We start from the raw sequence: 13,331 nt of genomic DNA on the forward strand, positions 1-13,331 counted from the left end.
CCTCATTCTCGCTGGTCAGAGGCACTTTCTGCTTTCCTGACCGCCTGCCGGACAGCCCGCTTCATGAAAGCGCGAGGCTAGGTACTACCCCCACAGAACCACCCCGCAGCCGAACCAGAGATATTGTCGGCCGATGCCAAATCGAACAGTGTCAGCCGGAGTCGGTCTCGCGCGAGTGCTGGCGCACTGCGGGGGTGACCTGACAGCGGCCCTGCGCCATCTCACGAGTGCAATCGCCTCCGCCCCCTCGACCCCCGAGCCCTACACGGTGCTCGCCGAGTTGTGGCAGGACAGGCCGACGGAGCTTGCCGAGCTCCTGCGCAACGACTCCTTGGAAGCGGTACTGACGCAGTCGTACATCAGCTTCCTCAAAGGCGACATGGACAGCGCAGCCATGACTCTCGGCTCGGTCACGGGCGCACGACCCGACATCGCGTGGGCCGAGGCTCCCTGGTTCAGCGATCCGCGTTTCCTCGGCACGGTGAGCGCGGACGCGCTGGCCGAGGCCGCGATGCGAACGATGGACTACGGCCACGACCTGGACACCGAGAGCATGCGGCAACGGTTCCAACCCTGGTTCCACGCGATCGACAAGGTCTCCACCCACCGGCCGTCGCCGGACGCACTGGCCAAGATGGCGATCTTGCTGCGGGCCTGCGGTCTCACGGACGCGTCGTTCGCCCTGTGCGACCGGGCGGACGCGGTGGAACGAATCATGCTGACGGAAGTCGTCAGAGCAGGCACATGGCGCAAGCTGAACAACCCCGCCCGAACAGCGGCGGCATTCGAACGCGCCCTCACCCTGGACCCGACGAACTGGTCCCTCCACCTGGACCTGGCCGACATACGAGCCGAACAAGGTGACTTCACCGCAGCCGTCCACCTGACCGCCGAGGGCCTGACCCACGAGCCCACCGAACCCACCCTCCGCGCAGCCAACGCCGCCTACCGCACCCGCCTCACCGGTTCCCCCGCGGCGCTGGCCGAATTCCTCGAACTGGCCCCGAATCTCCCGAACATCTCATACCGAAACACATTGATCGACCACGCTTGCGCGGCCCATTCACTCCCTGCCGACCTCATAGCTACGGCCCGCCGCATCCGGAACAACTGAGGCCCCGCGACTGCCAGAGGTGTAGCACAAGGCAGAAGTCAAAAATCTTCGAGTCGCCCCCTCCCAGAAAGAATTACCAGCCGCTACATCCTCCCGAACGTCGATAGCGACATGTCGATCTCCGTTCCATTCACCAAGAAGACCCGCCTCTGCCACAGCTTCACGCAGCACAGATCGCACCTTCATCGACTCGCGTGAATCCACAAAGAGAACTCGCAAGACGCGCCGACCAGACTTCGCAATCAATCGGCCAAAAGTCCGTAAACATAAAAAGGGACACGAAAAACTTCACACCCAGAGCCTCCGCTGTTCTCGCGAAGCCACAACTGCTCCCGCATCCCTTCAAGGCCGAACGGAGCCAGGTCCGTCATGGCCATGTAACTCATCCCTTCTTCCCCTGCCTCTCAAGTCGCTGGGTACACCCATCCCCCAGAGGTACGCCAAACACACGTACGAAGAGGTAGCCCTGCGGAACGACAGGTACAGCTGATACGCCGGTGGCCCGCAGCGGCGCCGATCAGCCCGCCAGCAGCAGAATCACCAGCACCACAGCCCCCGCCGCGACCGGCCCCAGTACCTCCCACGCCCACCGCACGCTGACCTCGCCCGGTGTCCCCTCGGACGAGGGCGAGCCCTCCGGCCGATAGCCCTCGTGCAGGGCCCGCAGGTCCGCCATGGAGCGGTCGCCGGAGGAGAGGGTGTCGCCCGCGTCGAGGTCGGTCGTGCGCCAGCCGGTGCTGAAACCGGGCAGGCCGCCGCCGATGACGCCACCGGCGCCCCCGCCCGTGTTTCCGCCCGCGCTCGCCCGCGCGGCCCGCCGGGCGGCCTTCTTGCGGCCGCGCAGGGAGACGGGGATCGCCCAGAGCTGGAACTTGGCGCCCGCGTTGCTGACGGCCTCGTTCGTGTAGTTCGAGCGGACCACCGCGACCTGGGACCAGGGCAGGACGATGACCCGGAAGGGGTTGCGGATGCGGAGGCGCTCCTCGTTGGCGTACACCGCGGGGCGGATCGTGAAGGCCGCCACCAGGGGTACGGCGAGCAGGAGCCCCGCGAGCGCCAGCCAGGGCGTGCGGCCGTGGCCGACGACGACCGCGTCGATGCCGAGCCAGCCGCCGATGCCGAGCAGCAGGACTCCGCCGACGATGCCGGCGGGTGAGCGGTAGACGCGGTCCTGGTACTCGGGACCGGAGGGCTGCGGCTCGCGTGCGGGGGTCGTCATGCGCCCGATTCTGCCCGAAGGGTCTGCCCGGGCCATCTCAGACCCCGGTAGGGGGTACCGGTAGCTCCGCCGGTGGGCCGGATCAGCCCCAGGCAGGGGATACCCGTAGGCCGGGAGAGCCGCCCGCACGCCCTACCCGGGAGCGAGCCCGCACGCCCCCTACCCGAGAGCCAGGCGCCCTCCCGGTCGCTCCGGTAAGGCCCTCCGGCCCTATACATCCGCTACGCGCGTAGATATGCTCATCTGGTGACCATGCCCACCACTGCATCTCCCGCTGCTCGCTCGGCGCTCGCCGACGTCGCCGCGTCCGACAGCACGCTGCGGCGCTTCCTGCACGGCCTGCCCGGTGTCGACGCGGTCGGCCTGGAGGCGCGTGCCGCCTCGCTCGGCACCCGTTCGATCAAGACCACCGCCAAGGCGTACGCCATCGACCTGGCCATCTCGATGGTCGACCTGACGACGCTGGAAGGCGCGGACACCCCCGGCAAGGTCCGGGCGCTCGGCGCGAAGGCCGTCCACCCCGACCCGACGGACAGGACGACGCCCGCGACGGCGGCCGTCTGCGTCTATCCGGACATGGTCGCGACCGCGAAGGCGGCCGTAGCCGGTTCCGGTGTGAAGGTCGCGTCGGTGGCGACCGCCTTCCCGGCCGGCCGTGCCGCGCTCGACGTCAAGCTGGCCGACGTCCGCGACGCCGTCTCCGCCGGCGCCGACGAGATCGACATGGTCATCGACCGGGGCGCGTTCCTCGCCGGGAACTACCTCAAGGTGTACGACGAGATCGTGGCCGTGAAGGAGGCGTCCGGCGCGGCCCGGCTCAAGGTCATCTTCGAGACCGGCGAGCTGTCGACGTACGACAACATCCGGCGCGCGAGCTGGCTGGGCATGATCGCGGGCGCGGACTTCATCAAGACGTCCACCGGCAAGGTCGCGGTCAACGCGACGCCCGCGAACACCCTGTTGATGCTGGAGGCGGTGCGCGACTTCCGGGCGCAGACCGGCGTCCAGGTCGGGGTGAAGCCCGCGGGCGGCATCCGTACGACGAAGGACGCGGTCAAGTTCCTCGTCCTGGTGAACGAGACGGCCGGCGAGGACTGGCTCGACAACCACTGGTTCCGCTTCGGCGCCTCCTCCCTCCTCAACGATCTGCTGATGCAGCGTCAGAAGCTGGCCACCGGCCGCTACTCCGGTCCCGACTACGTGACGGTGGACTGATTCCCCATGGCTTTCGAGTACGCACCCGCCCCCGAGTCCCGCTCGGTCGTCGACATCGCGCCGTCCTACGGCCTGTTCATCGACGGCGAGTTCACCGACGCGGCGGACGGCAAGGTCTTCAAGTCCGTCTCCCCTTCCACGGAAGAGGTGTTGGCGGAGGTCGCGCAGGCCGGTGAGGCCGACGTCGACCGCGCGGTCAAGGCCGCCCGCAAGGCGTTCGAGAAGTGGTCCGCGCTGCCCGGCTCCGAGCGCGCGAAGTACCTCTTCCGTATCGCCCGCATCATCCAGGAGCGCAGCCGCGAACTGGCCGTCCTGGAGACGCTGGACAACGGCAAGCCCATCAAGGAGACCCGCGACGCCGACCTCCCCCTGGTCGCCGCGCACTTCTTCTACTACGCGGGCTGGGCCGACAAGTTGGACCACGCGGGCTACGGCGCGAACCCCCAGCCGCTCGGTGTCGCGGGCCAGGTCATCCCGTGGAACTTCCCGTTGCTGATGCTGGCGTGGAAGATCGCCCCCGCTCTCGCGACCGGCAACACGGTCGTCCTGAAGCCGGCGGAGACCACTCCCCTGTCGGCCCTGTTCTTCGCGGACATCTGCCGTCAGGCGGGCCTCCCCAAGGGTGTCGTCAACATCCTTACGGGATACGGCGATTCGGGCGCCGCCCTCGTCGCGCACCCGGACGTGAACAAGGTCGCCTTCACCGGCTCCACGGCCGTCGGCAAGGAGATCGCCCGCACGGTCGCCGGCACCCGCAAGAAGCTGACGCTCGAACTCGGCGGCAAGGGCGCGAACATCGTCTTCGACGACGCCCCGATCGACCAGGCCGTCGAGGGAATCGTCAACGGAATCTTCTTCAACCAGGGCCAAGTCTGCTGCGCCGGAAGCCGGTTGCTGGTCCAGGAGTCGATCCAGGACGAGCTGCTGGACGCCTTGAAGCGCCGCCTGTCCACGCTCCGCCTCGGTGACCCGCTCGACAAGAACACGGACATCGGCGCGATCAACTCCGCCGAACAGCTCGCGCGGATCACGGCGTTGACGGAGCAGGGCGAGGCGGAGGGCGCCGAGCGGTGGTCGCCCGCCTGTGAACTCCCGTCCTCCGGCTACTGGTTCGCGCCGACGCTGTTCACGAACGTCACGCAGGCGCACACGATCGCGCGCGACGAGATCTTCGGCCCGGTCCTGTCGGTCCTCACCTTCCGCACGCCGGACGAGGCCGTCGCCAAGGCCAACAACACGCAGTACGGCCTCTCCGCCGGTATCTGGACCGACAAGGGCTCCCGCATCCTCGCCGTCGCGAGCAAGCTGCGCGCGGGTGTCATCTGGTCCAACACGTTCAACAAGTTCGATCCGACCTCGCCGTTCGGCGGTTACAAGGAGTCGGGTCACGGCCGCGAGGGCGGTCGCCACGGCCTGGAGGCGTACCTCGATGTCTGACCGACTCAGTGTGTTCAAGACCTACAAGCTGTACGTCGGCGGGAAGTTCCCGCGTTCCGAGAGCGGCCGGGTGTACGAGGTGACCGACTCCAAGGGCAACTGGCTGGCCAACGCGCCCCAGTCGAGCCGTAAGGACGCCCGGGACGCGGTCGTCGCCGCGCGCAAGGCGTTCGGCGGCTGGTCGGGCGCGACCGCCTACAACCGGGGTCAGATCCTGTACCGCATCGCCGAGATGCTGGAGGGCCGCCGCGAGCAGTTCACGCGTGAAGTGGCCGAGGCGGAGGGGCTGTCGAAGTCCAAGGCCGCCGCTCAGGTCGACGCGGCGATCGACCGGTGGGTCTGGTACGCGGGCTGGACGGACAAGATCGCGCAGATCGTGGGCGGCGCGAACCCGGTCGCGGGGCCGTACTTCAACCTGTCCACGCCCGAACCGACCGGCGTGGTCGCGGTGTTGGCGCCCCAGGACTCCTCGTTCCTGGGCCTGGTCTCGGTGTTGGCCCCGGTCATCGCGACCGGCAACACGGCCGTGGTCGTCGCCTCCGAGAAGTCCCCGCTCCCGGCGCTCTCCCTCGGCGAGGTCCTCGCGACGTCCGACGTACCGGGCGGAGTGGTGAACATCCTCTCCGGCCGTACGGCGGAGATCACCCCGTCGCTGGCCTCCCACCAGGACGTCAACGCGATCGATCTCGCGGGCGCGGACGAGGAGTTGGCGAAGGAGCTGGAGATCGCGGCGGCCGACAACCTGAAGCGCGTCCTTCGTCCACAGCCTGTGGACTGGAACGACCCGCAGGGCACGGACCGCCTCACCGCGTTCCTGGAGACGAAGACGGTCTGGCACACGACGGGTTCGCTGGGCGCGTCGGGCTCCGCCTACTGACGGTGCATCAAACGGCCCTGCGGCAAGGCGACTTGCCGCAGGGCCGTCCGTCCTCCTCACCCCTTGAGCAGCCCCGCCACCTGCCCCACCACCGGCATCGACCCGATCGACTGCGCCTGGGCCACCGGCCCGGTCAGCGCCCGTGTCGCCACCGGCTGGAAGTCGGCGAGCTGCGTCCCGACCCCGTTGTCGAGGGGGTCGACGCCGGTCCCGGCAAGGGGGTTCGGCTTGAGGGCGGTCACCGCTCCGGTCGCGTACGGCAGGGCCGTCAGCGTGCCCTGGAGCCCCGCCTCGGGGTCGACCTGGCCGAGGGCGGACGGGTTCGTGCGGACGGCGTCGACGACCGGCGCGTCGGCGGCGGTGGCCACTCCGGCGCCGGCCCCGAGGGCGACTCCGGCGGTCGCGAGGGCGGCCAGTGCGCGGCGGCCGGTTGAAGAGGAGGGGACGTTCTCGTGCTGAGGCATCTCGCTGCCACCTTTTCGATGCGGTGAGTAATCAGATCGACGCAGAGGGTAGTTGAAGTGCGCCGCGCGCATCAAAGGTGACCCGCGAAGGTGTGACGCACGCTTCAAAGGCCCCCCGCGGACTCGTGCTGAGCAGGCACCATGCCGCACACTGGTGTCCCGTGAGTCCCCTTCCCACCTCCACGCGAGTCGTACTGCTGTGCGGCCCCTCCGGCTCCGGCAAGTCCCTCGTCTCGGCCCGCTCCGGTCTCCCGGTGCTGCGGCTCGACGACTTCTACAAGGAGGGCGACGACCCGACGCTGCCGCAGGTCGAGGGAAGCTCCGACATCGACTGGGACCACCCGGCGTCGTGGGACACGGAGACGGCCGTGGCGGCGATCACGGAGCTGTGCCGCCGTGGCTCCACGGACGTACCCGTGTACGACATCTCGCTCAGCGCCCGCACCGGCAGCGAGCGCGTCGACTTCGGCCGTACCCCCGTCTTCATCGCGGAGGGCATCTTCGCCGCCGAGATCGTCGACCGGTGCCGGGAGGAGGGGGTGCTCGCGGACGCGCTGTGCCTGAGCCGGGGTCCGGTGAAGACGTTCCGCAGGCGTTTCCTGCGCGATCTCAAGGAGGGCCGCAAGTCGGTCCCCTTCCTGCTGCGCCGGGGCTGGCGCCTGATGCGCGCCGAGCGGGCCATCGTCGCCCGGCAGACCGCGCTCGGCGCGCACGCCTGCGACCGCGAGGAGGCGATGGGCCGCCTGGCGGACGCCGCCGCCGGCCGCGTCGTCCAGACCCCGGCGCCGACTCCCATACCGTAGGACTACCGCTGTAGCCCGGAAGGACTACGCCACTCGGCGATCTGCGCCCCGGCGAGCGCCGTCAGATCCCCGAGCGCCACGTTCACGTCGACGACATGCAGCCCGAGCGCGTTCGTACGGGAGTCCGCGGCGAACAGCGACAGGTCCCCCTCGACCTGAAGCCAGTCCACCCGGACCCCGGCGGGATCCACCGCGCTCTCGCAGGCCCCGGTCACCGCCCCGGTGTACCGGGCGAACCCGGCGGGCAGGTCGGGGAACGGGTAGCCCCCCATGACGGGAGCCAGGTACCCCGCGGGTACTAGAGCGCTACCCCCGACGAGCCGCCGCGTCGGCATCAGCGCGTCCAGCGGCACCCGCTCCCCCTCAGGTACCCCCCGCAGCAGCGCCGCCGGATTGACGCACGCCTTCCGGTGCCCCGGAGCGGTGCTGCGCCCGAAGCTCGTGGGCACACCCCCGTCCGCCAGGTCGAAGGAGGAGTAGGCGACGACACACCCCACCGGCACCGCAGCCCCGGCCCCGGCCCCCCGAGTGCACACGGGCACGTGCTGGAACGTCGAGTCCGGATCCCCGCCCCCGCCCCGAACCCCGTCCACCGGCACCTGCACATCCCCGCCGAGCAGATAAGCCGCGACCAGCTGCCGCCGCATCCCCGGGTCGGCGTCGAACGTGGACCGCATCAGGGCGCTCAACGCCGCGGTCCCCTGCGAATGCCCGACGAGGACGACACCCCGGCGCTTCCCGGTTGCGGGGTCGGCGTTGTCGTGGGCCCAGTAGTCCGCGAACGCCCGCTCCACGTCCCCGAATCCCACCGAGGGGTCGGGACTCGTCCCGGTCAGGATCCCACCGGCCAGTTCCAGCAAGGTGAGTTGACGGTAGACCGGCGCGAACACCCGGCACTGCCCGGCGAACCGCTGCGCCTGCGTGAACGCCACGGCCAGCGCGTTGTTCTGCGGCACCGGCGGCAGACTCCCCAGCCGCAGCAGGGGGTTGGGGAGCAGGTCGACGGTCGGGTACACGTAGAAGCAGTCGACGGGAGGATCGGGCGTGACGGTGAACGGCTCCCGTGTCCCGTCGGCACGCTGGACGTCGAACTCCGTGCTCCCGGACGGAAGATAACGGCCCGTCAGAGCAGGATCGACCGGATTCCCCCGGGCGTCCTGCCCGCAGGGGTTCGCCGGCATCCCCGGCCTGCACAGCCAGACGGTGGAGTCGAGCGGCGCGGCCCCGGCGGCGGGCGCGGCGAGCAGCGGTAAGAAGAAGACGGCGGCGAGCACAGCGACAAGACGGCGCAAGGCGGTCCTTTCTCCGGAAACCGAACCGCCTTGATCTCTGCCGCAGTCGGGGCAGAAGGAAACGAGGACACGGGAAGGGGAACAAAGAAACGGGACTGGACGGACCCCCCGGCCCTCCAGCCCCGCTCTCTGTTCCCCCGTGTCCCCCGTGTTTCCCCCGTGCTTTCCCCCCTGCGGTACCGCTCCCCGCGACGCTCCCCCGAACGCCGTCCCCCGAAGGTCCCCCCGGTACCGCTCCCCCGTGCTCCCCCACTACCCCTGACGGCCGCTCCCCCAGAACGGCGCCGGGGTCCACCCTCAGGCGACCAGCTCCCCGAAGGCGCTCTCCTCGTCACGGCCGAAGCTGAGGACCTCGTCCTCGCGCAGCCGGCGGAGCGACCGCCAGATGCTGGACTTCACCGTGCCGACACTGATGCCGAGGATCTCCGCGATCTCCGGGTCGGTACGGCCCTCGTAATACCTGAGGACCAGCATCGTCCGCTGGAGTTCCGGCAGCCGGGCCAGCGCCTGCCACAGGACCGCGCGCAGTTCGGTGCCGCGCATCGCGTCCGTGTCGCCGGGCGTCTCCGGCAGTTCCTCGGTCGGGTACTCGTTCAGCTTGCGGCGGCGCCACGCGCTGATGTGCAGGTTCGTCATCGTGCGGCGCAGGTAACCGCCCACCGCCGCCTTGTCGCTGATCCGGTCCCAGGCCCGGTACGTCGAGAACAGCGCGCTCTGGAGCAGGTCCTCGGCCTCGAACCGGTCGCCGGTCAGGTGGTAGGCGGTGGCGTACAGGGAGGCGCGGCGCTCCTGGACGTAGGCGGTGAACTCCGCCTCGCTGATGGAGCGACGCTCCCCCGTGCCCTCCCTGTACGCGGCTCCCCCCGGAACCGCATCCCCCGTTTTCGCGTCAACCACCGTGACGTACGTGGTGTGTTGACGCCCGGTGCTGCGAGCGCACCCCCGCCCGCTCACAACACCGGACTTCTCCGAGCTCCACCGCATGTCGTGGAGACGCGTGACAACTGCGCTGGTGTTCAAGCTGTGCAGCGACATGTCGCGCCTCCCGTCGTGGACCTCTGGTGCTCTTGCGCCAGGGCGGCTTGCCCTGTGCCGAAAAGCTTGCCCGGGGACCTTCATGGACGTGTCCGCCGACTGTCACAGACCTGTCACAGGGGCCCCTCACGGCGACACCACAGCGGGCTCAAAGGCGTTGGCGGTACAACCAGCCCGGACACCAGCGGGTTTGGCCTCCTCACGGCCCTCGTGGGACCCTTGCGGACATGTATTACGGCATGGTCCTCGGCGACCCGTTCCCCCGCGCTTCGGCGCGGCGGTGACAGCGGGTCCCCCAGCCGTTCCCCCTGCTCCTCGCCCCGTCGAAGTGCCTTCGCTCCCACGGCACTTACGACTTCCAGGAGCATCCCCATGCCCATCGAACCCGGCATCGAGCCCGGCATCGAATACGACTCCGTCGTCCCCGTCGACGACCGCCTGCGCGCCGCCACCGCCCACCGCCTGACCTCGGCCGGCACCGCCCTCCTCTGGCAGGGCGACTACGTCAACGCCCGCCAGATGCTTACGGCGTTGAGCCGCCGCATCCCGAACTCCCCGTACGACAAGGCTGGTTCACCGGCGGAGATCTTCCGCCTCCAGCGCCGCGACCGGGCTCGCCGGGCGGCGACACTGAACCGTCTCCTCGTGGAACTCGACGAACTCGACGGCGGCCACACCCTCGCCCTGCGCCGCGCCCCCGACGTCCGTGCGGCCTGCCGAGCCGCGTACGGCCCTCCCACCGGGCCCTCCGTAGTACCTCTGAGGGAACTCCTGGGAGTGATCGGCGCCCACCAGTGGCAGCGGAGGGGCGTGGAGGTCCCCGCGCTCGGCGACCGCGTCCATCCCGGGTACGGGGTCTTCTCCCCCGTACGAGGGGAGTACGTCGACCTCGTCGCCTCCACCCCGCTCCCCCGCCGCTGCCGGACCGCCTTCGACCTCGGCACCGGGACCGGTGTCCTGGCGGCCGTGCTGGCCCGCAGAGGGGTCGAGCGGGTCGTCGCGACCGACGTCAGCCCCCGCGCGCTCGCCTGCGCCGAGGAGAACGCGCGCCGCCTCGGGTACGGCGCGCGGATCTCCGTACAGGGCCCGGCGCTGTACCCCGCCGAGGGCCGCGCCGATCTCGTCGTCTGCAATCCCCCGTGGCTGCCGGGCACGCCGAGTGCCGGGCTGGAGCTGGGGGTGTACGACGAGGGCGGCGGGATGCTCCGGGAGTTCCTCGCCGGGTTGCGTAACCATCTGCTACCACAGGGTGAGGGGTGGCTGATCATGTCGGATCTCGCCGAGCTGCTCGGGCTGCGGACGCGGGAGGAGCTGCTGCGGCTGCTGCGCGAGGGCGGCCTCACCGTCGTACGGAGGTATGACGTGCGGCCCCGGCACCGGCGGGCGCGGGATCGGAGTGACCCCTTGTACACGGTCCGCAGCGCCGAGGTCACCTCGCTGTGGCGGTTGGGGATCAGGGTGTGACCGGGTAGTACCGGTGGGGGCTCGTAAAGGCGTTATAAGCCCCCACCTGTCGAACCTCACCCCCTGTATGGGCCAGAATGAGGCCGTGCCTTCCCTGTTGCTGATCGAGGACGACGACGCCATCCGTACGGCCCTGGAGCTCTCACTGACGCGCCAGGGGCACCGCGTGGCGACCGCTGCAAGCGGAGAGGACGGTCTGAAACTGCTGCGTGAGCAGCGACCGGATCTGATCGTGCTGGACGTGATGCTGCCCGGCATCGACGGGTTCGAGGTGTGCCGGCGCATCCGGCGCACGGACCAGTTGCCGATCATCCTGCTGACCGCGCGCAACGACGACATCGACGTCGTGGTGGGCCTGGAGTCCGGGGCGGACGACTACGTCGTGAAGCCGGTCCAGGGCCGGGTGCTGGACGCCCGGATCCGGGCCGTGCTGCGGCGCGGCGAGCGCGAGTCGAGCGACTCGGCGACGTTCGGCAGCCTCGTCATCGACCGGTCGGCGATGACGGTGACGAAGAACGGCCAGGACCTCCAGCTCACACCCACCGAGCTGCGGTTGCTGCTCGAACTGAGCCGGCGGCCCGGACAGGCCCTGTCCCGGCAGCAGTTGCTGCGGCTGGTGTGGGAGCACGACTACCTCGGTGACTCGCGGCTGGTGGACGCGTGTGTCCAGCGGCTGCGCGCCAAGATCGAGGACGTGCCGTCGTCGCCCACGCTGATCCGTACCGTCAGAGGTGTCGGCTACCGCCTGGACGCGCCTCAGTGACCCAGGCCGCACCAGGTTTCCGCGGCTGGACCGCGTTCCGCAGAGTCGTCCTGTCCCGGCTGCGTTTCACGAGCCTGCGCCTGCGCCTGGTCGTCGTGTTCGGCGCGGTCGCGCTCGCCACGGCCGTCTCCGCGTCCGGCATCGCCTACTGGCTCAACCGCGAGGCGGTGCTGACGCGCGCGCAGGACGCGGTGCTGAAGGACTTCCGTACGGAGATGCAGAACCGCGCGGGCGCGCTCCCCGAGCGTCCCTCGCAGACCGAACTCCAGCGCACCGCCGCGCAGATGGCCAACTCCAGTCAGCGTTTCAGTGTGTTGCTGGTCGCCACCGACGACGTCGGGCGGACCGTGTACGGCAACTCCGGTGGCCTGAGCGGGTTCTCGCTGGACGACGTGCCTCAGGCGCTGCGGCTCGCGGTGAACCGGCAGCAGTCGGTGTCCGGGGCCAACAGGTCGGCGTACCACCTGTTCTGGCAGCGCGTCGTCGACCACGGCACGCCCTATCTCGTCGCCGGGACGAAGGTCGACGGGGGCGGTCCCACCGGGTACATGCGCAAGTCCCTCGAACCCGAGGCGAAAGACCTCAACTCCCTTGCCTGGTCACTGGGGATCGCCACCGGGCTCGCGCTGATCGGGGCGGCGCTGATCGCGCAGGCCGCCTCCACGACCGTACTGAAACCCGTGCACCGGCTGGGAGTTGCCGCCCGGCATCTCGGTGAGGGGCGGCTCGACACGCGGCTCCAGGTGTCCGGTACCGACGAACTCGCCGATCTGTCACGGACGTTCAACCGGGCCGCCGAGGCGCTGGAGAAGCGGGTCGCGGACATGGCGGCGCGGGACGAGGCGTCGCGGCGGTTCGTCGCCGACATGAGCCACGAGCTGCGGACGCCACTGACCGCGATCACGGCCGTAACAGAGGTGCTGGAAGAGGAACTTGAGGCCGAGACCGGCAGCATGGACCCGATGATCGAGCCCGCCGTACGGCTCGTGGTGAGCGAGACGCGGCGGCTCAACGACCTCGTCGAGAACCTGATGGAGGTCACCCGCTTCGACGCGGGTACGGCCCGGCTGGTCCTCGATGTCGTCGACGTCGCCGACCAGATCACGGCGTGCATCGACGCGCGCGCCTGGCTGGACGCGGTCGAACTCGACGCCGAGCGCGGGATCCTGGCGCAGCTCGACCCACGCCGCCTCGACGTCATCCTCGCGAACCTGATCGGGAACGCGCTCAAGCACGGCGGGTCTCCGGTGCGGGTGTCCGTGCGGGAGAGTTCCGACGAGGTCGTCATCGCGGTGCGCGACCACGGGCCCGGCATCCCCGAGGAAGTGCTGCCGCACGTCTTCGACCGGTTCTACAAGGCCAGTGCGTCCAGGCCGCGTTCGGAGGGCAGCGGGCTCGGGCTGTCCATCGCGCTGGAGAACGCGCACATCCACGACGGCGCGATCAGTGCCGCCAACTCCCCTGAGGGCGGTGCGGTGTTCACGTTGCGGCTGCCCCGGGGGACCTGGGAAGCGGTGGAGCGGGAGGACGAGGACGGGGGGACGGCGTCGTGACGGTGACGGACGGCGGGACGACCGAGAGGGCAACGGCCCAAGCGGCTCGGGCGACTTGGACACGATGGGCTGACCGGACACCCCGGGCACCCCGA

General features: G+C 69.9%; 12 protein-coding genes. 8 read left to right on the top strand and 4 right to left on the bottom strand.

What is annotated here, in order from left to right:
* Positions 1-148: 148 nt before the first annotated feature.
* Positions 149-1,114 carry a tetratricopeptide repeat protein gene (locus tag ACLZOT_RS42080; RefSeq protein ID WP_416974503.1) on the top strand — a complete coding sequence of 322 codons (966 nt, stop codon included), beginning with the start codon at positions 149-151 and terminating at the stop codon, positions 1,112-1,114.
* A 517-nt stretch (positions 1,115-1,631) separates the two neighbouring features.
* Here ACLZOT_RS42080 and ACLZOT_RS42085 read toward each other — a convergent pair.
* Positions 1,632-2,333: a PH domain-containing protein gene (locus ACLZOT_RS42085; RefSeq protein ID WP_416974504.1), complete on the bottom strand. Its 702-nt coding sequence runs from the start codon at positions 2,331-2,333 to the stop codon at positions 1,632-1,634.
* Positions 2,334-2,579: 246 nt separating this feature from the next.
* Here ACLZOT_RS42085 and deoC point away from each other — a divergent pair, with 246 nt between their 5' ends.
* The 3 genes from deoC to ACLZOT_RS42100 are packed head-to-tail and all read left to right on the top strand — an operon-like array spanning position 2,580 to position 5,862.
* Complete coding sequence (deoC, locus tag ACLZOT_RS42090) at positions 2,580-3,548, top strand: deoxyribose-phosphate aldolase (protein ID WP_416974505.1); 969 nt, start codon at positions 2,580-2,582, stop codon at positions 3,546-3,548.
* A gap of 6 nt (positions 3,549-3,554) precedes the next feature.
* Positions 3,555-4,985, top strand: coding sequence for an aldehyde dehydrogenase family protein (locus tag ACLZOT_RS42095; protein WP_416974506.1), 1,431 nt, complete (start codon positions 3,555-3,557; stop codon positions 4,983-4,985).
* Positions 4,978-5,862, top strand: a complete 885-nt coding sequence (locus ACLZOT_RS42100) for an aldehyde dehydrogenase family protein (protein ID WP_416974507.1) — start codon at positions 4,978-4,980, stop codon at positions 5,860-5,862. The genes ACLZOT_RS42095 and ACLZOT_RS42100 overlap by 8 nt, the downstream gene beginning before the upstream one ends.
* Positions 5,863-5,918: 56 nt before the next feature.
* Here ACLZOT_RS42100 and ACLZOT_RS42105 read toward each other — a convergent pair whose 3' ends face one another.
* Positions 5,919-6,326: a hypothetical protein gene (locus ACLZOT_RS42105; protein WP_416974508.1), complete on the bottom strand. Its 408-nt coding sequence runs from the start codon at positions 6,324-6,326 to the stop codon at positions 5,919-5,921.
* Between the two features lie 161 nt (positions 6,327-6,487).
* Between ACLZOT_RS42105 and ACLZOT_RS42110 the strand changes: the two genes are divergently transcribed.
* Positions 6,488-7,129, top strand: a complete 642-nt coding sequence (locus ACLZOT_RS42110; RefSeq protein WP_416974509.1) for a uridine kinase family protein — start codon at positions 6,488-6,490, stop codon at positions 7,127-7,129.
* A gap of 2 nt (positions 7,130-7,131) precedes the next feature.
* Here ACLZOT_RS42110 and ACLZOT_RS42115 read toward each other — a convergent pair whose 3' ends face one another.
* Both ACLZOT_RS42115 and ACLZOT_RS42120 read right to left on the bottom strand, forming a co-directional pair.
* The gene (locus ACLZOT_RS42115; RefSeq protein WP_416974510.1) at positions 7,132-8,421 is read right to left on the bottom strand and encodes a DUF3089 domain-containing protein; all 1,290 of its coding nucleotides are present in this window, start codon (positions 8,419-8,421) and stop codon (positions 7,132-7,134) included.
* Positions 8,422-8,718: 297 nt separating this feature from the next.
* Complete coding sequence (locus ACLZOT_RS42120) at positions 8,719-9,456, bottom strand: SigE family RNA polymerase sigma factor (protein ID WP_416974511.1); 738 nt, start codon at positions 9,454-9,456, stop codon at positions 8,719-8,721.
* A gap of 372 nt (positions 9,457-9,828) precedes the next feature.
* Here ACLZOT_RS42120 and ACLZOT_RS42125 point away from each other — a divergent pair, with 372 nt between their 5' ends.
* The 3 genes from ACLZOT_RS42125 to ACLZOT_RS42135 all read left to right on the top strand — a co-directional run bounded on the left by ACLZOT_RS42125 (position 9,829) and on the right by ACLZOT_RS42135 (position 13,236).
* Positions 9,829-10,920, top strand: coding sequence for a methyltransferase (locus ACLZOT_RS42125; protein WP_416974512.1), 1,092 nt, complete (start codon positions 9,829-9,831; stop codon positions 10,918-10,920).
* Between the two features lie 85 nt (positions 10,921-11,005).
* On the top strand, positions 11,006-11,683 hold the full coding sequence (gene afsQ1 / locus ACLZOT_RS42130; protein ID WP_010352555.1) for a two-component system response regulator AfsQ1: 678 nt from the start codon (positions 11,006-11,008) through the stop codon (positions 11,681-11,683).
* On the top strand, positions 11,680-13,236 hold the full coding sequence (locus tag ACLZOT_RS42135; protein WP_416974513.1) for an ATP-binding protein: 1,557 nt from the start codon (positions 11,680-11,682) through the stop codon (positions 13,234-13,236). The genes afsQ1 and ACLZOT_RS42135 overlap by 4 nt, the downstream gene beginning before the upstream one ends.
* The last annotated feature ends 95 nt before the right edge of the window (positions 13,237-13,331 follow it).

This window comes from Streptomyces sp. 4F14 (assembly GCF_048159485.1).
Classification (GTDB): Bacteria; Actinomycetota; Actinomycetes; order Streptomycetales; family Streptomycetaceae; genus Streptomyces.

What these genes read in the sequence shown, in the direction of transcription:
- ACLZOT_RS42105 (WP_416974508.1), bottom strand. Translation starts at nt 6,326, where the DNA reads ATGCCTCAGCACGAGAACGTCCCCTCCTCTTCAACCGGCCGCCGCGCA.
- ACLZOT_RS42100 (WP_416974507.1), top strand. Translation starts at nt 4,978, where the DNA reads ATGTCTGACCGACTCAGTGTGTTCAAGACCTACAAGCTGTACGTCGGC.
- ACLZOT_RS42125 (WP_416974512.1), top strand. Translation starts at nt 9,829, where the DNA reads ATGCCCATCGAACCCGGCATCGAGCCCGGCATCGAATACGACTCCGTC.
- ACLZOT_RS42085 (WP_416974504.1), bottom strand. Translation starts at nt 2,333, where the DNA reads ATGACGACCCCCGCACGCGAGCCGCAGCCCTCCGGTCCCGAGTACCAG.
- ACLZOT_RS42120 (WP_416974511.1), bottom strand. Translation starts at nt 9,456, where the DNA reads ATGTCGCTGCACAGCTTGAACACCAGCGCAGTTGTCACGCGTCTCCAC.
- ACLZOT_RS42095 (WP_416974506.1), top strand. Translation starts at nt 3,555, where the DNA reads ATGGCTTTCGAGTACGCACCCGCCCCCGAGTCCCGCTCGGTCGTCGAC.